This window comes from Pseudomonas sp. TMW 2.1634 (assembly GCF_001703595.1).
GTDB lineage: Bacteria > Pseudomonadota > Gammaproteobacteria > Pseudomonadales > Pseudomonadaceae > Aquipseudomonas > Aquipseudomonas fragi.
In genome coordinates, this window is sequence record NZ_CP016849.1 from 3,255,230 (window position 1) to 3,281,314 (window position 26,085).

The 26,085-nt window shown below is 61.5% G+C and carries 16 protein-coding genes and 1 pseudogene; 5 read left to right on the forward strand and 12 right to left on the reverse strand.

The genetic code is table 11. The features are described from left to right. Window position 1 precedes the first annotated feature (1 nt). From BFC21_RS15485 to cpaB, 4 genes are read right to left on the reverse strand one after another with little or no spacing between them, the layout of a single operon-like run. Entirely contained in the window at window positions 2–1,276 is a 1,275-nt protein-coding gene (locus tag BFC21_RS15485) for a CpaF family protein (protein WP_088378280.1), read from the reverse strand. Further along, window positions 1,273–2,478 (reverse strand): pilus assembly protein, encoded by a 1,206-nt coding sequence (locus tag BFC21_RS15490; protein ID WP_095005320.1) that lies wholly within the window; start codon window positions 2,476–2,478, stop codon window positions 1,273–1,275. The genes BFC21_RS15485 and BFC21_RS15490 overlap by 4 nt, the downstream gene beginning before the upstream one ends. Beyond that, window positions 2,475–3,701: a type II and III secretion system protein family protein gene (locus tag BFC21_RS15495; RefSeq protein WP_095005319.1), complete on the reverse strand. Its 1,227-nt coding sequence runs from the start codon at window positions 3,699–3,701 to the stop codon at window positions 2,475–2,477. The genes BFC21_RS15490 and BFC21_RS15495 overlap by 4 nt, the downstream gene beginning before the upstream one ends. Window positions 3,702–3,729: 28 nt before the next feature. Beyond that, window positions 3,730–4,665 (reverse strand): Flp pilus assembly protein CpaB, encoded by a 936-nt coding sequence (cpaB, locus tag BFC21_RS15500; RefSeq protein ID WP_120266327.1) that lies wholly within the window; start codon window positions 4,663–4,665, stop codon window positions 3,730–3,732. 333 nt (window positions 4,666–4,998) lie between these two features. On the opposite strand from cpaB, the gene BFC21_RS15505 reads away from it, so the two are divergent. Together BFC21_RS15505 and BFC21_RS15510 are read left to right on the forward strand one after the other, a co-directional pair. Continuing rightward, window positions 4,999–5,220 carry a Flp family type IVb pilin gene (locus BFC21_RS15505; RefSeq protein ID WP_120266328.1) on the forward strand — a complete coding sequence of 74 codons (222 nt, stop codon included), beginning with the start codon at window positions 4,999–5,001 and terminating at the stop codon, window positions 5,218–5,220. A gap of 29 nt (window positions 5,221–5,249) precedes the next feature. Then, the gene (locus BFC21_RS15510; protein ID WP_095005316.1) at window positions 5,250–5,663 is read left to right on the forward strand and encodes a response regulator; all 414 of its coding nucleotides are present in this window, start codon (window positions 5,250–5,252) and stop codon (window positions 5,661–5,663) included. 61 nt (window positions 5,664–5,724) lie between these two features. Here the strand turns inward: BFC21_RS15510 and BFC21_RS15515 are convergent, their stop codons facing one another. The 3 genes from BFC21_RS15515 to pbpC all read right to left on the reverse strand — a co-directional run bounded on the left by BFC21_RS15515 (window position 5,725) and on the right by pbpC (window position 11,844). Beyond that, entirely contained in the window at window positions 5,725–7,407 is a 1,683-nt protein-coding gene (locus BFC21_RS15515) for a ShlB/FhaC/HecB family hemolysin secretion/activation protein (protein WP_088378282.1), read from the reverse strand. Between the two features lie 193 nt (window positions 7,408–7,600). Beyond that, window positions 7,601–9,187, reverse strand: a complete 1,587-nt coding sequence (locus BFC21_RS15520; protein WP_162939355.1) for a collagen-like triple helix repeat-containing protein — start codon at window positions 9,185–9,187, stop codon at window positions 7,601–7,603. 320 nt (window positions 9,188–9,507) lie between these two features. Further along, the gene (pbpC, locus tag BFC21_RS15530; RefSeq protein ID WP_371914918.1) at window positions 9,508–11,844 is read right to left on the reverse strand and encodes a peptidoglycan glycosyltransferase PbpC; all 2,337 of its coding nucleotides are present in this window, start codon (window positions 11,842–11,844) and stop codon (window positions 9,508–9,510) included. Between the two features lie 91 nt (window positions 11,845–11,935). On the opposite strand from pbpC, the gene BFC21_RS15535 reads away from it, so the two are divergent. Continuing rightward, the gene (locus tag BFC21_RS15535; protein WP_088378284.1) at window positions 11,936–12,229 is read left to right on the forward strand and encodes a hypothetical protein; all 294 of its coding nucleotides are present in this window, start codon (window positions 11,936–11,938) and stop codon (window positions 12,227–12,229) included. A gap of 808 nt (window positions 12,230–13,037) precedes the next feature. On the opposite strand, the gene BFC21_RS15540 is transcribed toward BFC21_RS15535, so the two are convergent. Next, entirely contained in the window at window positions 13,038–17,927 is a 4,890-nt protein-coding gene (locus tag BFC21_RS15540; protein ID WP_120266330.1) for an alpha-2-macroglobulin, read from the reverse strand. Window positions 17,928–18,121: 194 nt separating this feature from the next. Here BFC21_RS15540 and BFC21_RS15545 point away from each other — a divergent pair, with 194 nt between their 5' ends. Continuing rightward, complete coding sequence (locus BFC21_RS15545) at window positions 18,122–19,465, forward strand: MATE family efflux transporter (protein WP_088378286.1); 1,344 nt, start codon at window positions 18,122–18,124, stop codon at window positions 19,463–19,465. Between the two features lie 78 nt (window positions 19,466–19,543). Here the strand turns inward: BFC21_RS15545 and speA are convergent. The 4 genes and pseudogenes from speA to BFC21_RS15565 form a co-directional block, all read right to left on the reverse strand. Then, window positions 19,544–21,462 (reverse strand): annotated as a pseudogene (gene speA / locus BFC21_RS15550) (arginine decarboxylase). Between the two features lie 208 nt (window positions 21,463–21,670). Beyond that, window positions 21,671–22,042 (reverse strand): translation initiation factor Sui1, encoded by a 372-nt coding sequence (locus BFC21_RS15555; protein WP_016783399.1) that lies wholly within the window; start codon window positions 22,040–22,042, stop codon window positions 21,671–21,673. A 310-nt stretch (window positions 22,043–22,352) separates the two neighbouring features. Next, a complete protein-coding gene (locus BFC21_RS15560) occupies window positions 22,353–22,886 on the reverse strand; it encodes an NUDIX hydrolase (RefSeq protein WP_088378287.1) in 534 nt (177 codons plus the stop codon). Window positions 22,887–22,889: 3 nt separating this feature from the next. After that, entirely contained in the window at window positions 22,890–23,957 is a 1,068-nt protein-coding gene (locus BFC21_RS15565; protein WP_016783397.1) for a DUF2333 family protein, read from the reverse strand. 243 nt (window positions 23,958–24,200) lie between these two features. Here BFC21_RS15565 and BFC21_RS15570 point away from each other — a divergent pair, with 243 nt between their 5' ends. After that, window positions 24,201–25,844 (forward strand): PleD family two-component system response regulator, encoded by a 1,644-nt coding sequence (locus tag BFC21_RS15570; protein ID WP_120266331.1) that lies wholly within the window; start codon window positions 24,201–24,203, stop codon window positions 25,842–25,844. The last annotated feature ends 241 nt before the right edge of the window (window positions 25,845–26,085 follow it).

A 26,085-nucleotide genomic window follows, 5' to 3' on the forward strand; every position in this document is an offset into this window, starting at 1 on the left:
CTCAGCCGTGGGAATTCAAAATGGGGTCGCGGCGCAGCTTGTCGCCTGCCGGGTTCAAGGCTTCGCGCATAAAACCAAAGCCGCTGCGCTTGTCGAGGCGGAACAGGGTGTTGGTCACATACACATCGTCACGCACCCCCACCACTTCCAGCACCTCACTGACGCAACGGCGGCCATCGGGCATGCGCGTCAGCTGGATAATCACGTCCAGTGCGGCGCAGATCATCTGGCGCAGGGTTTTCTCCGCCACCGTGCGCCCGGTCAACCCCACCAGGGTCTCCAGTCGCAGCAGGGCGTCCTGTGCGGTGTTGGCGTGAACGGTACTCATGGAGCCATCGTGACCGGTGTTCATCGCGGTCAACACGTCGAGCACTTCCACACCACGGATCTCACCGAGGATGATGCGGTCCGGGCGCATCCGCAGGGCGTTGCGAATCAGGTCGCTGGACTTCACTTCACCATGCCCTTCGGCATTGGGCGGGCGGGTTTCAAGGCGCACCACATGGGGATGGCCCAGCTGCAATTCGGCTACGTCTTCGATGGTGACCAGGCGTTCGTGGGGGTTGATCAACTGGCTGAGAATATTGAGCAACGTGGTTTTACCGGTACCGGTACCGCCGCTGATCAAGATATTGCAGCGCTTGCCCACCGACTCCTGAAAGAATTCATAGATCGCCTGGTCAATGGTCTGCATGGCCACCAGGTCACTGCTTTTGAGCATGTCCTTGCGAAACTTACGGATCGACAGGCACGGGCCATCCAGGGCAATGGGCGGAATGATTGCGTTGACCCGGCTGCCATCGGGCAGGCGCGCATCGACCATCGGCGAGGACTCATCCAGACGCCGCCCCAGCGGTGCCAGAATGCGCTGCATCACCCGTTCAACGTGATGATCATCGATAAACCGCAAGTCGCTCTGGCTAAGCCGCCCCTCGCGCTCGACAAACACCCGGTGCGGGCCGTTGACCAGAATCTCGGTCACGCCCGGGTCGCGCAGCAGCACTTCGAGGGGGCCGAAACCGGTCAGTTCGTCGACGATCTCTTCGGCCAGCCGCTCCATTTCATAACGGGAAATGGCCAGGTGCAGACGCGACACATACTCGGCTACCCGCTCGGTAACAAACTGGGCCAAAGACACACGGGAGCCTTCCAGCAGGTTTTTCCCGGTCTCTTCAATGGCATCGATGATATAGCGGTGCAGCACCAGCTTGAGGCCGTCATGGTCCGCACGACCGTCCTTGTACAGGCCTGAGCCAAATAGCTGTTCATTGCTCATTTGGTCCCCCACAGACGGTTCAGGTTCAACCAGGTGCCGGATTTGGACGTCGCCTGCTCAGGCACTTGCGAACGCAAGACCAGCCGCTCACCGAGTTTTTTCAGGGCCTGGCTCAGGGCTTCGCGCGGGGCCAGGTCAAACAGGGTGGCGGCCTGGTTCTTGGCATTGATGCGCAACTCAGGGCTGGGCGGCAGTGTCGCCATGACTGGCAGGCCAAAGCTTTTGCCCAGGGCATCGGCGTTGGGCGCAACGCCGCTCATATAGCGATCGATCAACAGCCCCGTGTGCTCGAACTTCATGCCCTTGGCCCGCCAGCGGCTGAGCACATCGAGGTTGCGCCGGCAATCGAGCACACTTTGGTCGGTGTACCACAGCAGACTGTCGCAATGGGTGGCAAAGGTGCGCAGTGCTTCGCTGTCGGGCTGCCCGGTGAGGTTGACCACAATGTGCCGGAAATGCTGACGCAGGGCGCTGAGTAACATGTACAACTCGGCCGCACTGGTCTGCTCCAGCGGCTCATCGCCCTCACCGTGGGCCAGCACACGCAGGCCGTCCGGCGCGGCGGTGAAGGCGCTGTCAATCAGCGTGCTGTCCAGGCGCCGCAAATGGCGCAGGGCATCGCCGAAAAAGAACGAGCTTTCCAGGCCCAGCACCGCCAGGCCATCGCCACGCGGCACGCCCAGGTCCAGAAACAGGGTTTTTTGTTCCGTTTTCTGCACCACCAGTCCCAGATGGCTGGCCAGTAGCGCTCCATCGGCATTGCATTGCGCACTGAGCAACACGCTCAGCCCGCCCAGCTCGGCGTTTGGCGCCACCGGCGGCAAGCGCTTGCTCAGCCGGCGCACCAGCCCGGCCACCTCACTGGAACGCGAACCGTAGGCGACAAAATCCCTCGCCCCGGCGCGCATGGCATTGAGCACCAGCTGGTTGTCCATACCGTCGCCCAGGGCGACGATGGCCAGCATGGGCTTGGCTTCCAGCGCGCCTTCGATCAGTGCGCACTGGTTGACCACCTTGTCCCGATCCAGGCCCACAAATATCAGGCCGGCAAACGTCACATCAACCAGGGCCAGCAGTTCATCCAGGCTACTTGTGCCTGCACCCACCACTTGACCCAACGGCGCTAATGCTCCCTGCAGCCACTCAAGATCGGTGTTGTTGCGCGTGAGCGCGAGAAATGTCTGGCTTAGGCTTTGGCTCATTGAGATAACCCGCTGCGGCTATTGAATTTGCCGTTCTCCAGGAAATACAGGCGATACCAGTTGGGGTCGTAAGTGCGCAATTGCTCCCCGGGCATCGTCGGCAGTGCCGCATTGGCAGCCAGTGGCTGAACCAGATGCGGAGTGACAATCATCAGCAGTTCTTTCTCTTCACGGCTGATATTGGAGTCGCGAAAAAAAGCGCCAAGAATCGGAATGTCGCCCAGCCCCGGGAATTTGTTGACCTGGGAGCTGTTGCGCGAACTGATCAGGCCACTGATCACGAAGCTTTCGCCATCGGCCAGGGAAATGCTGGTATCCGTACGGCGAACCGTCAGGCCCGGTACCAGGGTGCCGGCGATGTTCACTGCGTTGGTGTAATCCAGCTCGCTGACCTCGGGCGCCACCTTGAGCATGATGCGATCGCGGCCCACCACGGTCGGAGTCAGCGTGAGGCGGATACCGAATTCCTTGTATTCGATGGACACGTTGTCGCTGCCGCTGCTGGGTACCGGGATCGGCACCTCGCCACCCGCCAGGAAGGTCGCGCTCTGCCCGCTCATGGCCACCAGGCTGGGACGTGCCAGGGTGTAGGCAAAACCGCTGCCTTCCAGGGCGTTGATCATGGCCCTGACCTTGCCGCCACCAAAACCGATATTGAAGTACTTGGCGTTGGCCAGCGGGCCACCCGTGATCACCCCTTCAGCGGTACTGAGGAACGAGCCCGGCGAGCCGAACAGGAAGTTGCTGCCCATGCCGAAGATCGAAGTACTGGCTTCTTGCAGTTTGGTGCGGCTGACTTCGACAAAACGGATATCGGTCTGCACTTGCACGGGCAACGTCGTGTCTTCGGAAGGCGGCACCGTGGCACTGGTGTAGCTGGCAGCGGCCCTGCCCTTGACGAACAGCATGGTCTGGTGCGGCTCTTTGGAACAGGCGCTCCAGACCATCAGGCTGGTGGTGCCCGGCGCGATGCCGGTGAGCAGGAAGGCGTTCTGGCCATTGGTGCGGATATCGGCAATGTTCGGGTCGCCCACTGCGACACGGGAAATGCTGACCGGAAACCCCATTGCTTTCTGGGCCCCCTGGGCCACTTCCAGCACCGTTGGCAAGGTGTTGAACGCCGCGCAATTGTCGGAGGCAGCCAAGGCCATTTCCAGGGGCAAACTGCTCAGCAGCAGCGTCCAGACAGCACGTTTGTAGAGCGGAGCGGAGCGATGGCTCATGTTCGATGTCCTTGCAGATAAGGATTTTTTATTGGGCCGACTGCTGAGCCGTTTGATTGCCGCGAATGACTTCGATACCGCGCTCACGAGGAGCACCTGCAGGACTGCGCACAGGTGCCCGGGCTGGACTGGCCATGGCTAACTGATTGAATTGGTAAAGACTGCGTTTGGCATTCTCAAGGTTAGTCGGTGATTGCTGCTCCCCTGCCCAATATTTGCTTAGACGCTGTTCATCGGCACTGCGTACGGCCAAACGCAGCGTACCGGCCTGTGTCGCGAGCATCAGTTGATTGAGAAGCAGCTCAGGAATCGCCAGAACCGCGGTGCGGGAATTGGCTCGGTTTTGTTCAAGCTTGAGTGCTTCCTCGGCGTTTTTTGGCTGGCTGGCCAGCTTGCCGTCGCTGGTCAAGCCCAGCTCGGCCCCCACACTCAGCACACGCACCGCGGGCAGCACCACCTGGGCGGACTGCTGCGGGTTATCCACGTCCTGACGCAAAAACAGCAGAACGTCGACGTAATCCCCCGGCGATAACTGGCCGCCCACACCGGACACTTCGTCGATCATCACCGCCAGTGCGCGCTCGTCGGGGCGAATCATGCGGGCCAGCGGCCCGCCCATTGCAAAGCTCTGTTCTTCAAGCCAGGTGCCCGCACTGAGGCTGCGCCACGGGGTACGGCCCACCGCCTGATCGATGGCGGTCAGGCTGCCGGCCGGGGCGGTACGGAGTTTTTCCAGGGTCACATCGTCGGCCGTCAAGGCCACATTCGGAGGGACATCGCGCACCAGCACTACCACCGACTGGCGGGTTTTGTCTTCGGCTGCCGCTACGCCCTGCTCCACCGCCTGGGTGACCGGGACCTCGGCAACTGATTGTTGTCGACTCAATACCAGCCCCCAGTAACCGGCGGCGATCGCCCCGACAAACAAGAGGGCGGCCAGTATCAAACTGCGTCGATTGTTCATGCACGAACTCCCTATTCACTGCACAGTGCAGACTAAAAAACCCATTCACAATCAGGCAGCTATCAACTTTTAATGCCCTTGCAACCAATTCGCTATTTAAAAATAGCTCAGGTAAAGCAAAATGCCATTAGCGCCACTAAAAATCTCTGATTAATTGTAAATAGTTTGATTTGCCACACATTTTTTGAACACTCATTCGGATTAATACTTTGTGATTAGTCCAATGATACAGTTGAAGTTAAGTGCATTATTGCCAATGCTGTGATTGCAGATGGATATCACCCTGCGCCAATGTTACGCAGTGCCCGACCCGGTGCACTAAGGAGAAGTCAGATGATGTTAAATACTGTTCTGAAAGTGTATGTCCCTGCACAGGTGCTTGTGGCACGTCAGGCCAAGTTATTTGCAAAACGGACAGAAGGTGCTTCTGGTATTGAATACGCAATTATTGCCGCCATGGTGGCGGTCGTTATTGCGGGGCTTTCCCCAACTGTGCAGTCATCGGTTAAAACCATCTTCACCACTATTACCACAGGACTGGCGCCACCCAAATAATAACCCCCCTGTTAACGTGAGTAATTAACATGCCCCTCTCATCTATACGCCAACAGCTTCTCCTGGTGGATGACGAAGAGGACGCACTGCTGGAATTGGCTGAGCTACTGGAGGGCGAGGGCTTTTGTTGCTTTACCGCAACATCAGTCAAACTCGCCCTTCAACAGTTAACCCAGCATCCGGACATTGCGCTGGTCATCACGGACCTGCGCATGCCGGAGGAAAGCGGTATCGCGCTGATCAAGCGCCTGCGCGAGCACACATCGCGCCAGCATTTACCGGTGATTGTCATCTCTGGGCACGCCGATATGAGCGATGTCAGCGACCTGCTGCGGTTGCAGGTACTGGACCTGTTTCGCAAACCCATCTACCACGTGCGCCTGCTCGACACCCTCGAAAACCTCTTTCCCAAACCCGCTCCGGTACAACTGGCCAACCCTTGAAACCCGATAAAAAACCCCGCGGCCCTTATTAGCGCCAGCGGGGTTTGTTTATATAAAGCGCTTATAACTGATAACTAAAACTCAACGTATAGCGCGGCCGACGATTAAAACTGTCCAGGGCGATATCCGACATCGGCTTGGCAACTTCCAGGGCAATGTTGTAATAGCGTTTATCCCCAAAACGCAGCCCCAATGCGGCCGAGGACATATCCGAGCCTTTGAGCGGCAGTTCGTTGTACCAGGCCCTGGCCTTGTCCACCACGGCATAAGGCTGGAGCAACTTCACCCACTCGCCGTCGCGGTTGAAACTGTAGTTAAGTTCGTAAGCCACGCCCCAGCCCTTGTCCCCCGAGGCCTGGTCGTCCGGATAGCCACGGCCGAAGTTCTGCCCGCCGAATACCGCCCGCTCACTGTCAGGCAGGGTGTCGTCGCTCCAGTACAGTGCGCCCGAAACCACGCCCTGCCAGTTGTCGAAGTAGCCGTCACTCTGCACGCCCGACAGGCGCAAACGGAAGAAGTCCAGGTCGTACTGGGTGCTGGTCAGGTTGGTCTCGCTCTTGGCGCCCAAGCCATTGATGCCCTGGTACAAACCCGCACTGACAATGCGCAACTGCTTGGCATCGGACTTGCGCCAGTCCCCTTCCAGTGCCACGGCCCGGGTGTTGGTTTTTTCGCTGATGGTCTGCCCGTAGCCGACGATTTCGTAGTCTGTCTTGTCGTTCACCCCATACAGGCGGCCGGCGACACTGAGCCATTGATCCGGCGCGGCAATCAGTGGATGGCTGACGCCGATGGAGAAGCGGTCGTTCTCGCGGTGCGGCTTGAGTTCAAAGCCATCGGTGGTGGCAATGTTGGTGCTCGGGTCGCTGCGATAGCTGGAGCCATACAGGCTCAACTGCGTGCCCTCGGCATTCAGGTACTGGCTGTAATCGAGGCGGTAGTAGTGTTCCTTGTCATTGCCCGGCGGAAACAACCCGCTCAGGGTCAATTGTTCGGCCATCGCCGTTTGCGAGTTGCTGCTGGCCGAAAACAGCGCCTGGGTGCTGCTGCGGTTGCCTTCGACCAGGCTCATGCTGGTGGTGAAGGGTTTGCGGCTGGCACTGATATGCAACGTCGATGCGCCATCGGTGGTGCCCGGCGGCGGCACTTGCGCCTCCAGGGTCACCCCGGGAATGCGGCTGAGCAGCGTGCTGTAGCGGTTGAAGGTTTTACGGGTGAGCGGGCGTTCGCCCTTGAGCTTGTCGACCAGCTCATCGACAAACCCCTTTACCCGCCCGATATCGCCGTCAACCTTGTACTCGCTGATATAGCCTTCGACCAGCACCACACGCACCAGGCCCTGGTCGAAGTTCTGCTGCGGCAAGAACGCATAGGACAATAAATAGCCATCATCCTGGTAACGCTTGGTGATCTGGCGCGTGGCCTCGATCAGTTCGGCCAGGGTGATTTCATGGCCCAGCAGCGGTTTGTAGACCGCCCCCAGCTCAGGCAGCGGATAAATCGTGCCACCTTCGATCTGCAACTTGCGAATGGTCAAGCGGGTGCCCATTTCCAATGGCCGGGCTTGCGCAGCTGCCGGCTTGGGCAGCTCCAGCGCAGGCGCTGCAGGGCGGTAGGCATCCACCGGCAGGTTGGGCGTGGGCAGGGTTTGCATGCTGTCGTTGCTATTTAGAAAGCGCGGAAGCGATTCGGCACCGGCATAGGGGGCCAACGCCAGCAATAGAAAGGGAACGCAATTACGCATAGGACACTCCATGTTCAACTACGGCGGCATAACGAGGGGCTTCATTTTTAGAATGCTTTGCGAAGCGACCCGAGCATCAGTCCTACAACCTGCACATGAAAAAAGACGAGAGACTCATCTGAATCTCTCGTCCCAACCAAGCGTAGGCGCTGTAGGTAAGGCCGTCGAACCGGCCAGGTGCAATATTCTTCAGTTATTTCTTGCCCAGGTTACCCAGCCCGCCTACCACGCCCCCAAGCACCCCGCCCAGGCCACCGGTACCCGCACCTGCTGCTGCGCCGCCCGCTGCGCCCACTGTGGTACCCGCAGTGTTGTTGCCTGAATCCACTTTGACACCCAGCAAGCCGCCAAGACCACCCACTACACCACCGACGACACCACCAACACCCCCGGCTGCACCGGCACCTGCACCTGCACCTGCACCTGCACCTGCACCGGCTCCAGTAGTGCCAGCACCTGCCCCGACGCTTCCGCCAGCGCTTGCCCCCACACCCAGACCGCCCAGCAGACCGCCAACCCCGGCGCCTACACCGGCACCCGCGCCGGCGCTCACACCGCCTGTACCAACGCCGGCACCTGCACCTGCACCTGCCCCGGCGCTTGCGCCCACACCCAGGCCACCCAGCAGACCACCCAGGCCCGTCCCGGTACCCGTACCACTACCCGTGGAGCCTGCTGCCGGATTGACGTAGCCGCCAGCCTTGTCAACCGCACCGCCCACACCGGTCAGCACGCCACCGACCAGAGAGGTCACCGGGTTGTCGCCACCGGTAGCCGTGACCTTGCCGCCCAGGCCGCTTACGGTGCCACCCACCTTGTTCAGCAAACCGTCCACCGGCGCCCCCAGACCTGTGGTGGTGCCCACTTTGCCGGTCACGTTTTCAACCAGCGAAATCACCGGCACCAGCACTTTGTCATTCACTCCGCCGGTCAATGCGCCCAACTTGCCACTGCTCACATCGGTGGTCAGGGTGTTGCCGAGCATGGTCACGGTGGTGCCCACTTTGTTGACCAAACCGCCGGTGGTGTCTGTCACCTTGCCAACTACGCCACCCACGAGCGGGATCTGGCTGATCGGGGTGTTGTCCAGCACGGTCGTCAACCCCGTACCCACTGACGAAACGCCTTTGCCTACATCACTGACCGCGTTGGTTACACCACCAACAGTCAGGCCGAGGGAGTTCTTGTCGGTGCCCAGCGACCCCAGGCCACCACTAATGCCGTCAGTGACCGAGGTCACGGCATTGCCGGTGTTGGTCACCAGGCCGCCAGCCACGGTGCCCACTACAGGCACGGTGCTCAGGGTGCTGCCAACCCCGCTGACCGTGGTGCCCACGCCGCCAAGGGCGCTGCCGACCTGACCGACAACCTGGCCTGTGACCAGAGGCGTAGTACCTGCACCCGTACCGCCGCCGGTTCCACCACCTGTACCGCCGCCAGTACCGCCACCGGTTCCGCCACCGGTTCCGCCGCCTGTACCACCGCCTGTGCCGCCACCGGTTCCACCGCCTGTACCACCGCCTGTACCGCCACCGGTTCCACCGCCTGTACCGCCGTCAGTCCCGCCACCGGTTCCACCACCTGTACCGCCGTCAGTGCCGCCACCGGTTCCACCGCCTGTGCCGCCGTCAGTACCGCCGCCTGTACCCGCGTCAGTCCCGCTACCACTGCTGGCTACATAACTCTTGTGGCCACCACCGCCGCCGCTGCAGCCAGCCAGGCTGACAGTCATGACCAAGAGGAGAGCGGTACTGGTTTTCAGAAAAAGTTGAGTGTTCATGATTAAGTCCCTTGCACCTGTTACGCCTGAGTTCGAAGTTCCCTGCTCTGTGTCCGGGATACGTTCGTCCGTTGGGTACATAACAACGCCGCGGGCCTGATCAAACAATTCACAACTTGGTATTAACCCCTTATATACAAGGCCTGCATTCCCTCTTGAGAATTAATACTTTGGCGTTAAGTGCCGACAAAAAAACTATATATATCAATGCCCTTATTGACCCAAAAAAACACCGCCCCCGCCAACCCTACTTTAGGTATAAGCCTAATAGACAGGTTTTAAGTTGATAGTAAGTGCGTAAAAACATGCTTAGAGGGGGGTTATTCCACCACACTGAACTCGACCCGGGCGGTTTGCCCGCTGTCGTCAAGCACACTCAGCTCATAACGCCCGGGTTGTTCCAGAGTGGTATTGAATATCTCTGGTTGCGCGCTATCACCTATCGGTGCGCCATTGATAAACCACCAGCGCCGACCGTCACCGCCCAGGGCCGATAGCGCCAGGTGCAGCACTGCCTGGCTGGCAGCAGGACGGCGCAGGCGGTCACCGTCACGCACGCCGACAATCGACAGCGGGGTTAGCGTATTCAAAGGCGGCGGCGGACATTGCGTGGACGCGGCGGGCATCCGCGCCTCACGCCGCTCGACCCGAGGCAGCCAGGGTTCAAGGGGGGCTGGCCACAATGCCACTTCGCGTTGTTGACCGTCGGCGCATGGCGGGCCAACGCGCAAACCTTGCGGGTTGACCCGGATCGTTTCACGCAGGCCCACACCCAACGGTTGATCCGCCGCCAGCAAGGTCGGCGGCGTGGTGTGATCCAGGGTCCAGGCAAAACGCTGCCGACGGCAATTGGGGTCATCCTTGTTCATCGGCTGGCCCAGCGGCCAGCAAATCGCAGCCACGCCGACGCTGCCCGGCACTGCCTGCACCGGCGCGACAATACCGCGTTGGCTGTCACGGTTGCTCAGCACATCGTGGACTTGCAGCATCAAGGGGGCCGCCGACGCCAGGCCAAACTGCCCGGGCACCGGGGTGCCATCCGGGCGGCCGATCCATACACCGATCAAGTAACGCGGCCCCACGCCAATCGCCAGCGCATCACGAAAGCCATAGCTGGTGCCGGTTTTCCAGGCCAGTTGCGGGCGCTGCACCAACTCGGCAGTCGGGTCGCGGTCCGGGCGCGCCTGCCCGCTGAGGATGCGCCGAATCACCCACGCCGCCCCCGGCGACAACATGCGCCGCTCGCGCAACGCGTCATCGGGTTGCAGGCGCAGATTGGCGCTGCGCCCTTCTCGCGCCAGGGCACTGTAACCGCTGACCAGATCTTCCAGACGGCTGCCTGCGCCGCCCAGAATCAAGGCCAGATTGGGTTCGGCCAGTGCCGGCAGGCTCAAGGGCACGCCAGCGTTGCGCATATCGGCGGCGAAGCGTTTAGGCCCATAGGCTTCCAGCAACTGCACCGCCGGCAGGTTGAGCGAAGTGACCAGGGCGGCGCTGGCCGACACCGGCCCGCTGAACCCCTGGGAAAAGTTGCCGGGGCGATAGTCGCCGTAACGCCGGGGCACATCCTGCAACAGCGATTCCGAGTGAATCAGCCCCGCATCCATCGCCATGCCGTACAAGAACGGCTTGAGGGTCGAGCCCGGCGAGCGCATGGCCGTGATCATGTCCACATGGCCAAAGCGACGCGCATCGTTAATATCCACCGAGCCCAGGTAGGCGCGCACGGCCATGTTTTCGGTCTCGACCACCACGATGGCCGCCGACGTGTGATCGGGCAGGCGGGCGCGCCAGCCCAGCAGCAAGTCTTCGAGGCGGCGCTGCAAGCCGACATCGATTGTGGTGCGGATTAGCGGCGGGCTGCCGGGCCGGTTGAGGCGTCGAGCCAGCAACGGTGCCAGGCTCGGTTCAAGGCGCGGAGCCAGCAACAGCGGCTCCTCCAGAGCCTCGTCCACTGCTGGCTGTGGCCACACCCGATACTCGGCCAGGCGACGCAGCACCTTGTCCCGGGCCTCTTGTGCGCGTTGCGGGTGACGGTCGGGGCGCAAGCGGCTCGGTGCTTGCGGCAACACGGCGAGCAGGGCGGCCTCGGAACGGGTGAGTTGCTGCGCCGACTTGCCCAGATACGCCCAACTGGCCGCAGCAACCCCCTGCAGGGTACCGCCAAATGGCGCGCGATTGAGGTACAGCTCAAGAATCTGCGGCTTGCTTAGATGCCATTCCAGCTGAGCGGTGCGCCAAAGCTGACGCAACTTGCCGGGCAACGTCCGCTCATGCGGGTCGAGCAGACGTGCAACCTGCATCGACAACGTGCTGCCGCCTGACAACACCCGCCCGCCGGTAAGGTTCTGCCAGGCCGCACGACCCAGCGCCAGCGGGTTGACCCCGGGGTGTTGAAAGAACCAGCGGTCCTCGTAGGTCAGCAAGGCATCCAGATACAGCGGCGACACCTCACTGACCTGCACCGGGTAGCGCCATACGCCGTTGGCATCGGCAAAGCGCCACAATGGCGTGCCGTCTTCGGCCAGGACAACGCGGGCCTGGTCATCCTTGGGCAACGGCAGCGGCCAGATCCTGTCAGCCAGCCACAGCAAGGTACACAGCGTGAGCAAGCCGCCGGCCGTCCAACCCAGTAGTTTTTTGATCCCTGGCCCCACTCAAACTCACTCGCTACGCAACTTGCACGATGGATAGATGCCTAATGTGTATATCTGGCACAGTGGCCACCTTACTCATCGGAACATGACCATGCACGTCGAAAGTTTTATCGGAAATCTTGGCCTGTGGCTGGGCACGCTGGTGCGTTTTATCGTGGAAACCCTGAACGGCCTGTTCGGCGCCATCACCGAGGCGGGCAGCAATTTTGTCGACGGCATGGCCCGGGCGCTGGGCATGGACACCTCAATCATCAGCATTGCAGTGCTGATCATCGGCCTGCTGTTTTTGTACAACGCCGTTCGCGCCTTTATTCGCACCTCGATTATCGGCGGTGTGATCTGGCTGGTGCTGGGGTTATGGATTTTGAGCTGGATTATCAGTTGACCTCATATTCCTGTGAGAGCGATGCGCCAAACCTGTAGCCGCTTTTGCGGTTTAGCGGTACACCGGGTGCATATCCGGCATTCGCATTTAACTGAAATATCGGTTTCGCCCTTACGGCGAGGGGCATTCGCGTCGCCTGGACAATCGCGTGGCTACAGCAAAAGCAAAATTTTGAAAACAGCCCCCCATCCCTTGTGGGAGCGGGCTTGCCCGCGATGGCAGCACCTCGGTCATCCAGATAGAACGGGGTGCCTGCATCGCGGGCAAGCCCGGCTCCCACAGAGGAAAAATGTCGGTCGCCAATCCTGCATTCAAACAGCCCGACCGGTTGGCCGCCTCGACGGCTTTTGATCTACCCGCCCCATCGGGAGGCCGAGTGGAGGTTCTGCGCAGTGGGCCTCCCGGCATGGATGCCGGGAGAGCCGCGATGGGCCAAGGATGGCCCGTGGCGGCGTGCCCACGGAGCGGGACCGGAACGAGGGAACCTGAGCGCAGCGAAGGCCGTACTACGCTCCTCTGCGACTACGGGAAAACAGCTGATCCGAGTACATATCCGGCATCTGCGTTTATCTGGAATCTGGTTTCGCCCTTGTGGGAGCCGGGCTTGCCCGCGATGGCAGCACCTCGGTCATCCAGATAGAACGAGGTGCCTGCATCGCGGGCAAGCCCGGCTCCCACAGAGGAAATATTCGGCCGCCTCGGCGTCTGGAAAAAGTGACTCGCCGTAAGGGCGAAACCAATATCCCGTTTAACAGGTATGCCGGATATGCACCCGGCATACCTGTTAAACCCTGCAGCAGCCACACGCCTAACGCCCCTTGATCACCATCTCCCCCACCGTATCCCCCACCGCCTGCCAGTTGGGCCGGTACATCGACTCCACTTGCGGCGGCGGCACGCGGTAGCTGCCCGGGGTCACGGCCCGGGCCAGGTACAACAGGTGCGTGGTGCCATAGCCATCCAGTTTCAGCGCCGCCACATAACGGTCATCCCGATATTCCTGATGCTGCACGCTGGCATTCTGCATCGACTCACGCCATTGCTTGACCTGGCTACTGGCGTTCTCAAGGCTCGCCGCGCTCTGGCCCAGGTTCTGGTTTTCCAGTTCCAGGCCCGCAGGCAGCAAGTCGACCACCAGCGCATCCGGTACCTGCTGCTTGGCCGTCACGGCCAGATGCACCAGCACCAAATCACCGCTTTTCAGTGCCTTGAGGTCCAGCGGCTCACCGTTCATGCCCAAATAATCACGGCGAATGCTCATGTTTTCACCACCCGCTACCGGGGCCTGCTGTGGGTATCCGGAAATCGTCAGCTGTTGATAAACCGGTACGCTGCCCTCGTTGCGCAAGGTCACGGGCGAGGCCAGCAACGGCCCGTCGAGCTTGAGACCCGAGCTGGCGTTATTCAGCTCGCGGGTCTGGCCGCCACTGCTGAGCTGCGCTGACCAGTCAGCCTCAGGCTTGCCCAGCACATCACGACCGGCGAGGAACAGCGAATTGCGCTCCTGAGTCGACAGCCACGGGCTTGCCGCCAGTTGATCGGACAGGTCGAACAGGCGCTGTTCACGCTGGCCGCTCATCAGGTTGTTCTCTTCCAGCAAGGCCAGAATCAACGCCTGATCACGCAGCGGGCTGCCGTAGTCGCCCAGCCACTGATCAGCCTTGCGCGTCGCAGCCAGCCCCGCCACCAGTGCCTGGTCGGCGCGCGGCTGATCGCCCATCTTTTGCAGGGCAATCGACAACTGCACCAGCGGCAAGCCGGAGCGGGCATCGCTGCGCCGCTCAAAAATGCTGCGCAACGCGCCCAGCGGCGCCTGTTGACTACGCGCCAGCACCAGCGCCGCATAAGCCTGTACGGCAAAGCGGGTGTGGTCGAGGTTGTCGCTGTAGTCGGCCTCGATCAGGTTGCGTTCCTGCACATAACGCAGCAACCGTTCACTGGCCTTTTTCAAGGCCTCGGGCGGGACCGCGTAGCCCTGTTCGCGGGCGCGCAACAGGAAGTCGGTGATATAAGCCGTGAGCCAGTACTCCTCCTGACCGTCCGCGCCCCACAGGCCAAAGCTGCCGTTGTAGCGCTGCATGCCCAGCAGGCGTTCGATGCCCAGCTCGATCTTGCGTTTGCGTTCGGTGTCCGGCTCACCTTCAAGGCCCAACCGCTGCAACAGTGCAGCATCGGCATACAGCGCCGGGTACAGGCCGCTGGTGGTTTGCTCGGAGCAGCCATACGGGTAAGCCTTGAGCGCACGAATCTGCTCGCCAAGGTTGAGCGGCGGACGGCTCGACAGGCTCAGCAGGGCTTCGCGCCCGGCAGGTTCAAAGGCTTGCAGCTCGGCGTCCGGCAAGCTCCACGGCTGCTCGTTGAGCACCGTACGGTAGTGCTTGAGCAAGGCCGGGTACGCCGGGCGCACGCCCAGCGTCCACTCGCGAGTAAAGGGTGCCAGGGTCTCGCCTGGCAGCTCCAGGCCGCTGACCGTCACCTTGACCTGACCGCTGCCATAACCCCCCAGCGCCTTGACCGGTATGTGCAAGGTGCTGCGCTGGCCGGGGCTCAGGGTCACGCTTTGGTTCGTATCCGCCAGCAGGCTCAACTGCCCGTCGGTATCGAGTTGCACGCGCAGCGTTTGCGCTTTGTCAGTGAGGTTGGACAGGTCCAGCGCCAGCCTGGTCTCGTCGCCACCGGCCAGAAAGCGCGGCGCGGCCAGCTCGGCCACCAGCGGCGCAGCGACCACGGTCTTGCCTTCGGCCATGCCGTAGCGATCGTCGGTCCAGGCTTGTGCCATCAAGCGCAACTCGCCGTTGAAGTCGGGGATATCCACACTGACCTCGCCTTCGCCCTGCTCGTTGAGCGTCACCGGCGCGCTTTGCAGTGCCACGATGGTCACGCTGGTGGCCGGCCGCTTGCCGCCCTTGGCCAGCGCCGCATCACCACCGAACGCCAGGCTGGCCAGACGACCCTGCCCGGCTTCGATCAGTTGCCCGTAGATGTCCAGTTGGTCGGCGCCGTAAGCCTTGCGCCCGAACAGGCTGGTGAACGGGTCGGGAGTCGGGTAGCCCGTGATATTGAGCACCCCGACATCCACGGCAGCCAGCAACACATGGGCCTGTTTGGGGATACTGCCATCAGCGTTTTTAGCCGAAAGCTTTACCGTCAGCGGTTGCTTGGGGCGCATTTTCTCTGGGGCATCGAGCGTAAGTGCCAACTTGCGCTGGCTGCGGTCAATCGGCAGGTGCAACACCCCGACTGCGCGCTTGGGCGTGATATTGGTCTTGCGCTCACCGGGGCGGATCACCAGCGCGCTGACATACAAGTCATGGCGTGCCCAGCTTGGGTCGAGCTTGATATCGAAGGCCTTGCCCTCGGCAGGCACTTCGATCTCCTGCCACCACAACGGGCCATCGCTGCCTTCTACCAGCAAGTAGCCCTTGCCAGCCGCAGGGGGCGTGACGGTGACCTTGGCCGTATCGCCATCGGTATAGGCGGCCTTGTCCAGCGCCAGCTTGACCTGGTCAGGACGCACGGCACCGCCTTCGGCGTTGTCCTGGGCACGATAACCGGCCCAGAAGCGCAGGCTGCTGATCAAGCCGGTTTGCGGGTCTTCGACTTCAACACGGTAAGGGCCCCACTCCACCGGGAAGCTGACCTTGGCGGTTGTGCCCGCCTTGAGGCTGAGGGTTTCTTCGTTGAGGTTCAAAAACTTCTCGTTGTAGTGATAGCTCCAGCCGTCGTTGTCCGAGTAGTTCCAGTAGTAATCGCGACGTTCACGCACCAGGCGCACCTTGAGGTTGTCGGCCGCCAGCTTGTTGCCCTGGCTGTCAGCAACCAGCAGCTCGAACTCAGCCGGGCCGTCGCCATCGGTTTCAGTGCCGTCAAACAGGCCGCGCAGCCCCGGCAGACGTTCTGCCGGCCATACCGGCTGCACCAGGCGCCGGGTAATCGGGCGCCCGCCGGACTCCTGCAAACTGGCTTGCACAATCAGTTGCAGCGGTGACCTGGCATCGCTCCACTGGCTGTCGATGCGCAGGGTTTCCTGGCCTTCGGCGTTGAGCACGCTTTCATCCAGCTCCAGATCCTGAGTCAGCTCCGGCTCTGTCACCGAACCGAACTCATAGCCCGGCAACGCGTTGACCGCCTCGCGCAATGGCCGCACATAGACCTGACCGCTCAGGCGGTTACCGGCTGCCGGAGCGCCGTACAGGTAACGCCCGGTGACCTGTACCTCGGCGGTTTGCTCGGGGCTTAGCGGCGTGTCGCTGCCTTTAAGCTCCAGGGCCATGCGCTCCGGTAAAAAGTCTTCGACCAGAAACTCATACACCTGCGGCTTGCCGTCACCAAAATCGAACACCAGTTGCCAGCGCCCGGTCGGCGCTTCGGCGGCCAGTTGCAGCGGGTATTGATACAGGCCCGAAGCGTCCGGTGACCAGACAAACTTGCGGCTGACCTGCTCGTCCGGGCGACGCACTTCAACACTTACAGGCTGCGGCTTGACCGGCTTGCCATCGCGGTCACGCAGCAGGGCATTGAGCAGCACGGTTTCGCCGGGGCGATACAGATCACGCGGGCCAAATACAAAGAACTGCAACGGATGCGCCTGCGGGCCGCCGATATCGAATTCAGCCAGATCCAGCGCCGCCGTGTTCAAGCGCAACAGGCTGGTTTGATCGCCCTGGCGTGCTACCAGCACTTCGGCCTTGGGCGGCAAGGCCAGTTCGGCGTGACCGTCCTTGCCGGTCTTGCCCTGGCCCAGCATGCGCCCCTTGCCGTCGAGCAGTTCCAGCTCGACCCCGGCCAGGGCACTGCCGCCTTCCAGGGCCTGGGTGAACACATCCAGGCGCTTCTGGTAACGGTGCACGGAAAGGCCGATATCGCTGAGGGTGAACAAGGTAGCAGGAGTGGAATAGTTGTAGCTGCCCGACGCGGTCATCACCGCCAGGTATACACCCGGCTGCTGCAAAGGCTTGATGCCGGCCGTAGGCAGGATCAGGGTTTCCCGGGTATTGCGCGCCGGATTCAGGTCAAAGCGCCCGGCATATACCAGATCGGCCATGTTCAACAGGTCTTTGGCTTCGTAGCTCTGCAGGCTGCTGTTGCGGCCCCACTGGCTGAGGAATGCCGGCAGCGACTCGGGCTTGACCCGGAAGAACTCGACATCGACCTTGTCGACGTTCAGCGCGATGACCGGCAAACCTTCGGCCAGACGCGTGGGCAGCAGATTGCCGCGGCTGGCGAAACCGACCGTAGGTTGCAGATCACGGGTTTCGAGGCGGCTGACGTACTCGGCGGCCAGTTTGGCGTCGTTGACGGCACGCAGGCCGGGGTCAACGGTGAGGATCAGTTTGCGCTGCGGCTCAAGGTGACGCAGGCGCAGCTCCATCAGGTTGTCCGACAGCTCCCAGGCGCCATCGACCTTACCGGTTTTGGCGTCTACCAGGTGCAGCTTGTCGGCGAAATTCTGCTGCGGGTCCAGCGGCACCGAGAAGCTCACGGACAAGGTGCTGGCCCCGTCCAGCTGCACCTCTGAGACATCCACCACACTCAACTCGCGCCCGGCATAACGTTCGGCCAGCACCTTGACGTCCTGCACCGGCCTGGCCGGCTGGGTGGCGGCAACGTGTGGCGCGGCGGGTTTGTCGACGCTGGAAGAATCACAAGCGCTCAGCAGCGCCAGCGTGCAGGCCAGGAACAATCCTTTGTTAAGCATGGTGTTCTCGTTAACTGGGCAGATAAAGGGCGACTATATAACAGCCGGTGGCGAACCACAGGCGCACTGGTCTGATTGTGGGAGCGGGCTTGCTCGCGATGCAGGCAGCGCGGTTAGTCAGGCCAGCCGCAGTGATGCCATCGCGAGCAAGCCCGCTCCCACAGGTTACAATCGCGCTCCCCAAAGGAGCCTGCATGTCATCTTCCCTTCTAGCCGACTGGCGCGACCGCCCGACCCATCGCCGGGTGTGGGCGCTGGCGGCCCCCATGATCCTGTCCAATATCTCCGTGCCACTGGTGGCACTGGTCGACAGCACGGTCATCGGCCATTTGCCCCATGCCCACCAGTTGGGTGCCGTTGCCGTGGGCGCCAGCCTGTATATCTTCCTGGCCTGGATGATGGGCTTTTTGCGCATGGGCACCACCGGCTTCGCCGCGCAAGCCGCCGGGCGCGGCGATGGCACCGCCCTGCGCCAGATTCTGCTGCAGGGCCTGTTGCTCAGCGTGCTGCTGTCGATGCTGCTGGGCGCCATCGCGATTCCTTTCAGCGGTGTGGCCCTGAGCCTGATGCAGCCTTCCACCGAACTGCATGCCCTGACCCTGGAGTTCTTCCACATCCGGCTGTTTGGCCTGCCCGCTGCCCTGGCCAGCTACGCATTGGTGGGCTGGTTTCTGGGGACGCAAAACGCCCGCGCACCACTGGCGATTTTGCTCACCACTAATCTGGTCAATATCGCCCTCAACCTGTGGTTCGTGCTCGGGCTGGACTGGGGCGTGGCCGGCTCGGCGCGAGCCTCGGTGATTGCCGAGTGGAGCGGCGCCCTGCTCGGTCTGTGGCTGACCCGCGGTGCGCTGCGCCGATTCCCCGGCACACTGATGTGGGCCGCCTTGCGCGCCTGGCATAACTGGCAGCCGCTGCTGGGGGTCAATCGCGATATTTTTATCCGCAGCCTGATGCTGCAACTGGTGTTTTTCTCCATCACCCTGCAAGGCGCCCGCCTGGGCGATGCCACGGTAGCGGCCAATGCGCTGCTGCTCAACGGCCTGCTACTGGCGGCCCATGCCCTGGACGGTCTGGCCCATGCTGTCGAGGCGCTGTGCGGGCATGCCATCGGCGCCCGTGACCGTGAGGCCTTGCGCCGTTCGATGGTGGTGGCCTGCGGCTGGTCGCTGCTGGCCAGCCTGGGGTTTGCGTTGCTGTTCATGTTTGGCGGGCATCTGTTTGTACAAATGCAGACCGATATCCCCAGCGTGCGTGAAACCGCATTCCAGTACCTGCCGTATCTGGCCCTGCTGCCGCTGATCGCGGTGTGGAGCTACTTGCTCGACGGCCTGTTTATCGGCGCCACCCGCGCCCGGGAAATGCGCGATGCGATGGTCATCAGCGTGGTCATCGCCTTCCCCGCCGCCTGGGCCCTGCACGGCTATGGCAACCACGGCCTGTGGATAAGTTTCCTGCTGTTCATGGTGCTGCGCAGCCTGACCCTGGCCGTGTATGCATGGCGCATGCAGCGCAAGGACCAGTGGTTCGGCGCCTGATCCTGCGGCCAAAAAAAACGCCGGCGCGTGCAATGCACGCGCCGGCGTTTTTCAGTCAGCACTGAGGCCCGGAGGCGATCAGTGGCTCGACAGGTACGACGAGCGGGTCAGGCCCAGGCGCAGTGCGTCGAGGTACTGAGTACGCTCCTTGGCACTGATGCTGGCGCTGGCCACTTTGTCACGGTAGTGGTTCATCAACTCCTCGGGCGACAAGTGCACGTAGCGCAGCATGTCTTCGATGGTGTCGTGGGTCTCGATACCGGCGTGGTACACGCTGCCGTCTTCGTTCTGGTAGATGTTCACCGAATCGGTATCACCGAACAGGTTGTGCATGTCACCCAGGATTTCCTGGTACGCGCCCACGAGGAAGATACCCAGCAGGTAGTCTTCGCCTTCGTTGAGCCCGTGTACCGGCAGGCTGGTCTCGATGCTCTGCTCGTCGACGTATTGCTTGATCTTGCCGTCGGAGTCGCAGGTCAGGTCTTGCAGCACGGCGCGGCGCAGCGGCTCTTCGTTGAGGCGGTGCAGCGGCAGGATCGGCAGTACCTGGCCAATCGCCCAGGTGTCCGGCAGGCTCTGGAATACCGAGAAGTTGCAGATGTACTTGTCGGCCAGCTTGTCGTTGAGCTCGTCCAGCACCTGACGATGAGAACGCTGACGCGCTTTCAGCGAGTTGTGCAGGCGACGGCACACGGCAAAGTAGCACTGTTCGGCCAGGGCTTTTTCCGCCAGGGTGATTTTGCCATCGGCGTACTGGGCAGCGATGTCGCTCATGTAGTGCGTGGCGCGCCAGTAGGTTTCGGTGACCATCTCAATGTCGGTCGGACCCAGCAGGTCCACCAGCCACTGCACGGTTTCTGGCAGGCTTTCCTTGTTTTCGATAACCGGCACGTCGTCGTTGTGTTTCTCGACGTCAGTCACTTGCACCACCAGCATGGCGTGGTGCGCAGTCAGGGAACGGCCGCTTTCGGAGAAGATATGCGGGTGCGGCAGGCTCTGCGCGTCGCAGAATTCCTTGAGCATGCCCACAACCACACCGGCGTAGTCGTCCATGTCGTAGTTGATCGAACTGGCGTTGCGCGAGTGGGTACCGTCGTAGTCCACACCCAGGCCGCCGCCCACGTCGATATGGTCAACCGGCAGGCCGAGGTTGCGCAGTTCGCCGTAGTAGCGGATCGCTTCCTTGAAACCGTGCTGGTAGTCCGCCAGGTTGGCGATCTGCGAGCCCATATGGAAGTGCAGCAGGCGGATGCCCTGATCCAGGCCCGCCGCACGGAAGCGCTCAACCACCGACAGCAGTTGCGCGGCCGACAGACCGAACTTGGATTTTTCACCGCCGGTGTCAGCCCACTTGCTCGACGCCAGGGACGACAGGCGCACGCGCAGGCCGACCTGCGGCTTGACCTTGAGCGAGGCCGCTTCTTCGATTACCAGGTCTACTTCGGATTCTTTCTCGATCACGATAAAGACGTTGTGGCCCAGCTTCTGGCCCATCAGCGCCAGGCGGATGAACTCACGGTCCTTGTAACCGTTGCAGACGATGGTGCCGCCCTTGGGCGCCAGGGCCAGCACGGCCAGCAGCTCGGGCTTGGAACCGGCTTCAAGACCGATCGACACGTTCTTGGTGGCGATGATGTTTTCGATCACCGCTTCCTGCTGGTTAACCTTGATCGGGTACAGGGCGGTGTACTGGCTCTGGTAGTCCAGGCGCGCGATGTTGGCATCGAACGCGCCGGTCAGCTGGCGTACACGGTCTTGCAGGATATCCGGGAAACGCACCAGCAACGGCAAGGACAAACCGCTGGTCTTGCGCAGTTCGTCGACCTGCTCGTACAAATCGATGGGCGAGCTGTTCGGGCCGTTCGGACGGACTTCTACGCGACCGGCTTCATTGATCGCGAAATACCCGGCCCCCAATGGCGAATCCCGTAAACACTGCGGCTGTCCGCAACTGTCCATTGGCTGCCATCGTCTTTGCGTGTGCGTCGTACGGACATCGAAGTCCCCTATAAATAAGTCAAATAGCCCAGCCTGAAAGCAGGCTGGCGCAGTCTAAAGTGTGAAAGTGACGATTAGTCAGACCCTGACAACAGCGCCGAGTTTAGAAACCGGTGATAACAGGCTCTGTGAAAACCATGGCAAGCGCGCCCTGGCCAGCCCACGAGGGGCGCCGGAGCGGCGCTGCGGTGGCTTTCACAGAGGCTGCTAGCCGCCGGACTTCTTGGCCTTGAAACCGTGCTTGACCAGTTCGGCCAGCAGCAGCTCGACGTGATCGCCCTGGATCTCGATGATGCCGTCTTTCAACGCGCCACCGGTGCCACAGCGTTTTTTCAACGTCGTGGCCAGTTCCTTGAGTGCGTCTTCAGCCAGCGGCACGCCGGTGATGGTGGTCACCGTCTTGCCGCCACGGCCTTTGCTTTCGCGGCGCACGCGGGCGATGCCGTCACCTTCGGGGATCAGGGTTTGTTTGCAGGTACAGGCGTCCACCGGCTGGCGACAGTCCGGACAGTGACGACCTGCGTCGGTGGAAAATACCAGGCCACCCAGGGCGGCGAAGGATGCGGCTTTTTTGGCCACCGGCAATCCTCATTCGGAGGACAAATAATTGGCCGGTGCCTGACGCTGTTGCGCCAAGGTGTACCGACCGCGAAGCCCCACTCTGGCAGGGGCAGCGCAACTCAGGGGGGAAACCCGCCTGAGCCTGAAAAAGGTCGCGCAGTGTAACGACAAAATCGCTGCATCCCAATAGCCAATCGGCGGCATTTTCTAAAGCGCCAGCCACGAACTTGTGGGAGCGGGCTTGCTCGCGATGGGATCGCAGCGGTGCAACTGAAAAACCGGGTCGCCTGAATCGCGAGCAAGCCCGCTCCCACAGGGGGAATCAACGTCAGCCCTGGGCCAGATAGCGCTTGAGCGCATCCAATGAGTCAGGGCAGTAGTCCCGTTGCGTACTCAGGCGCAGCGCCTCGGCCACCGGCATAAAACACGCTTGCTGGACTTCTTCAGGTTGCACCTGCAACGGGCCGTCCCACACCGCCGAAAACACCGCGCACCACAGGTGGTTTTGCGGGGCTTCGAAGTAAAACCGTTCATGGGCCGTCAGCGGCACGCCTCTTACACCCAACTCCTCTGCCAGCTCGCGGGCCGCCGACTCGGCGTAGGTTTCATCCACGCCCACCATGCCCCCCGCCGCCACGTCCCAAAACCCCGGGTACAGCGCTTTGCTCAGGGTGCGTTGATGCACGCACAGCTCCCCGGCAGAGTTGAACAATAAAATAAAAGTGCCGCGCCCGATCAGGCCGCGCTCGCGCAGTTCATGCCGGGGCAGGCCGCCCAGCAGGCGATCATCGCGATCGACCCAGGCAACTTGTTCGACATCGGAGGCCGCACGGTGCGCAGCCTCCAAAGCTGAAATAACCATCGCTTAGCCTTGCGACAGCAGTTGACGCAAGTCCATGACCGCGGCGTTGGCGCGGGAAATGTAGTTGGCCATGACCAGCGAGTGGTTGGCCAGCACGCCATAGCCGCTGCCATTGAGGATCATCGGGCTCCAGACCGGTTCCTGCGCTGCTTCCAGCTCGCGAATGATCTGACGCACGCTGACCGTGGCGTTTTTCTTGGCCAGTACATCGGCAAAATCCACTTCGATGGCACGCAGCAGGTGCGACAAGGCCCAGGCCTGACCGCGTGCTTCATAGAACACGTTGTCGATCTGCATCCACGGGGTTTCGACCACTTCCTCGTCCACCACCGGCACCTGGCCCGGTTGCAGGCTTTCGGTTTTCAGCGCGCTGTTGAGCTTGACCCGGCCCACGCTGGCCGACAGGCGTTGCGACAGGGAGCCCAGACGGGTGCCCACATCGCCCAGCCAGTTGTTCAGGTTATCGGCGCGGGCATAGAACAGGGCGTTTTTCTGATTCGGGTCAGACAGGCGCGCCTGATAACGGCTCAGGGAATTGATGCCTTCTTGGTATTCGGATTCGCTGGACGGCAGCATCCAGCTCTTGTTGTCGAAGTTGAAACGCGGTTCGGCCTTGGCCAGATCCGCATCTTCAGCCGACTGTGACTGCGAACGGGCGAAGTCTTTGCGCAGGGCACGGGTCAGGTCGCGCACCTGTACCAGCACGCCGTATTCCCAGCTCGGGATGTTGTCCAGGAAGATGCCCGGCGGAAAACGGTCATTGGACAGGTAGCCGCCCGGCTTGTTGAGCAAGGTACCGGCAACGGTCTTGAGGGTTTCGACGGTGGTGAAGCCCGGCACCATTTGCTTGCCTTCTTTCTCGGCCGCCAATTGTGCGTTTTGCTGCACCGGGAACAGGTCAGGCTCCTGGCTCCAGTACCAGCCCAGGCCCAGGTTGACCACGATAAAAATCGCCACCAGCACCGCGATGGAGCGGCTCAGCAGGATGCTTTTGAAATAGCCACGCGACTGTGTTTTGGGCTCTTTGACCGATTCGCGGGCTGTGCCCTCACGTTTTTTCCAGTCCAGCATGGCTATATCCTTTCATCTGCTTGATTCAACGGTTCGACCACAACCCTAACCCATCGTGCCTTGCATGCACGCTTTTTATCTCAGGGGGCCACTACGCCCGGCACTATAGAACATGCGCGCAGGTGATGGGCAATATGGCTGCCCCACAGTTAATTTCAAGGAGAAACTCGTACATTTGCAATGAGCTGCTAGCATAGAGCCATCATTCGACTTCAGCATGCTTCACTACCCAGCAGCCAGGTTATGACCGAGCAAGAAGACCCCAGTCGCGAGCGCCTGAAAAACCACTTTGCCCAGCGTGTCACCCACCAGGCTCGCCAGATTCTTGAGATCTGGCAGCGCCTGCAGGCCAATGAATGGTCGCCTGCCAGCCTGGCCGAGCTTGACGATGCCAACCTGCGCCTGCTGCGTTTTGCCGAGCGCTTCGAGCAGCCCGAGCACAGCGAGCTGGCGCGGGCCATCGACCTGACGCTACGCGACATGGCCGCCAACCAGAGCCGCCTGAACAGCCCGATCATCACTGAACTCAACCGCCTGATGCAGCGCCTGTCGCGCACCGGCCTGCGCCAGGGTGACCGGGCAGCCAATATCAGCCTGCCTCCCCTGCGCAAGCCGGTGTATATCCTGCTCCAGGACCTGGAACGCGCCGATCGGCTGGCCCGGCAACTGGAGTTTTTCGAACTCAGCGCCCTGGCCTTCAGCAGCCCTGCCGGATTTCGCCTGGCCATGACCGAGCGCCACCCGGCCGCCATTGTCATGGACGTGGACTTCGCCGGGGCGGGCGTTGGCCTGACGCTGGCCGCAGAAGCCCAGATCGGTCTTGAGCAAAAACTGCCGCTGCTGTTTTTCAGCCTTCATGAGGCCGATACCCCTACCCGGCTGGCGGCCGTGCGCGCAGGCGGGCAAGGTTTTTTGACCGGCACCCTCGAAGCCTCAAGCCTGATGGAAAAAATCGAGGTGCTGACCTGTGTCGCCCAGTACGAACCCTACAAAGTGCTGATCATTGACGACTCCCGGGCCCAGGCCCTGCATGCCGAGCGCCTGCTCAATGGCGCCGGGATTGTCACCCGCACCCTGATCGACCCGATTCAGGCCATGACCGAGCTGGCGGAATTCCAGCCCGACCTGATTATCCTCGACATGTATATGCCGGGCTGCACCGGCACCGAGCTGGCCAAGGTGATCCGCCACAACGACCGCTATGTCAGCGTGCCGATCATTTACCTGTCGGCCGAAGACGATATGGACAAGCAGCTCGATGCCATGAGCGAGGGCGGCGATGACTTCCTCACCAAGCCGATCCAGCCGCGCCACCTGATCACCACCGTGCGCAACCGTGCAGCCCGCGCCCGCCATCTCAAGGCGCGGATGGTGCGTGACAGCCTGACCGGGCTGTACAACCACACCCATATCCTGCAATTGCTCGAAGACTGCACCTTTCGCGCCCGCCGCGAGAACCGCCCCCTGAGCTTTGCCATGCTCGACCTTGACCACTTCAAGCACGTCAACGATGGCTACGGCCACCCGATGGGCGACCGGGTGATCAAGAGCCTGGCGCTGTTCCTCAAGCAGCGCCTGCGCAAAACCGACTTTATTGGCCGCTACGGCGGTGAAGAGTTTGCCATTGTCATGCCCGACACCGACCAGGAGTCGGCCCACAAAGTGCTCAATCAGATTCGTCAGCGCTTTGCCGAAATCCACTACCCGGCACAACCTGTGGACCTGTCGTGCTCCTTCAGCGCGGGCGTGGTGCAGATGCACGGCGATGCCGACAGCCTGCTGATGGCCTCCCAGGCCGACGAAGCCCTGTACCGCGCCAAGAACAACGGGCGTAATCAGGTGCATGGCTTCCACCAGACAAGGCCAATTGCCACTATTTGTTCCTGATCCCGGGTTTTCGTCACACCGCTGTAACTTAAGTGCAATAACTTTTGCCGCTTCTGACTGTGTAGTAGGCAAAATCCCACATGCGCCTGAAGCTGCTAACCAACCTCAACACCCTGTTGCTGGTCGCCGTGTGCCTGGCCCTGGGGGCAACCCTGTGGTGGTCGCAACAAGCCCTGGAGCGGCCGTTTCTGTTGATGGAGCGCTACTTGAGCCTGTCGCAGCAGTTCCAGAACAACGTGGC

Bases quoted from the DNA above. Each gene is read 5' to 3' on its own strand.
- BFC21_RS15485 (WP_088378280.1), bottom strand. From the start codon at position 1,276: ATGAGCAATGAACAGCTATTTGGCTCAGGCCTGTACAAGGACGGTCGT.
- BFC21_RS15490 (WP_095005320.1), bottom strand. From the start codon at position 2,478: ATGAGCCAAAGCCTAAGCCAGACATTTCTCGCGCTCACGCGCAACAAC.
- BFC21_RS15495 (WP_095005319.1), bottom strand. From the start codon at position 3,701: ATGAGCCATCGCTCCGCTCCGCTCTACAAACGTGCTGTCTGGACGCTG.
- cpaB (WP_120266327.1), bottom strand. From the start codon at position 4,665: ATGAACAATCGACGCAGTTTGATACTGGCCGCCCTCTTGTTTGTCGGG.
- BFC21_RS15505 (WP_120266328.1), top strand. From the start codon at position 4,999: ATGATGTTAAATACTGTTCTGAAAGTGTATGTCCCTGCACAGGTGCTT.
- BFC21_RS15510 (WP_095005316.1), top strand. From the start codon at position 5,250: ATGCCCCTCTCATCTATACGCCAACAGCTTCTCCTGGTGGATGACGAA.
- BFC21_RS15515 (WP_088378282.1), bottom strand. From the start codon at position 7,407: ATGCGTAATTGCGTTCCCTTTCTATTGCTGGCGTTGGCCCCCTATGCC.
- BFC21_RS15520 (WP_162939355.1), bottom strand. From the start codon at position 9,187: ATGAACACTCAACTTTTTCTGAAAACCAGTACCGCTCTCCTCTTGGTC.
- BFC21_RS15535 (WP_088378284.1), top strand. From the start codon at position 11,936: ATGCACGTCGAAAGTTTTATCGGAAATCTTGGCCTGTGGCTGGGCACG.
- BFC21_RS15540 (WP_120266330.1), bottom strand. From the start codon at position 17,927: ATGCTTAACAAAGGATTGTTCCTGGCCTGCACGCTGGCGCTGCTGAGC.
- BFC21_RS15545 (WP_088378286.1), top strand. From the start codon at position 18,122: ATGTCATCTTCCCTTCTAGCCGACTGGCGCGACCGCCCGACCCATCGC.
- BFC21_RS15560 (WP_088378287.1), bottom strand. From the start codon at position 22,886: ATGGTTATTTCAGCTTTGGAGGCTGCGCACCGTGCGGCCTCCGATGTC.
- BFC21_RS15565 (WP_016783397.1), bottom strand. From the start codon at position 23,957: ATGCTGGACTGGAAAAAACGTGAGGGCACAGCCCGCGAATCGGTCAAA.
- BFC21_RS15570 (WP_120266331.1), top strand. From the start codon at position 24,201: ATGACCGAGCAAGAAGACCCCAGTCGCGAGCGCCTGAAAAACCACTTT.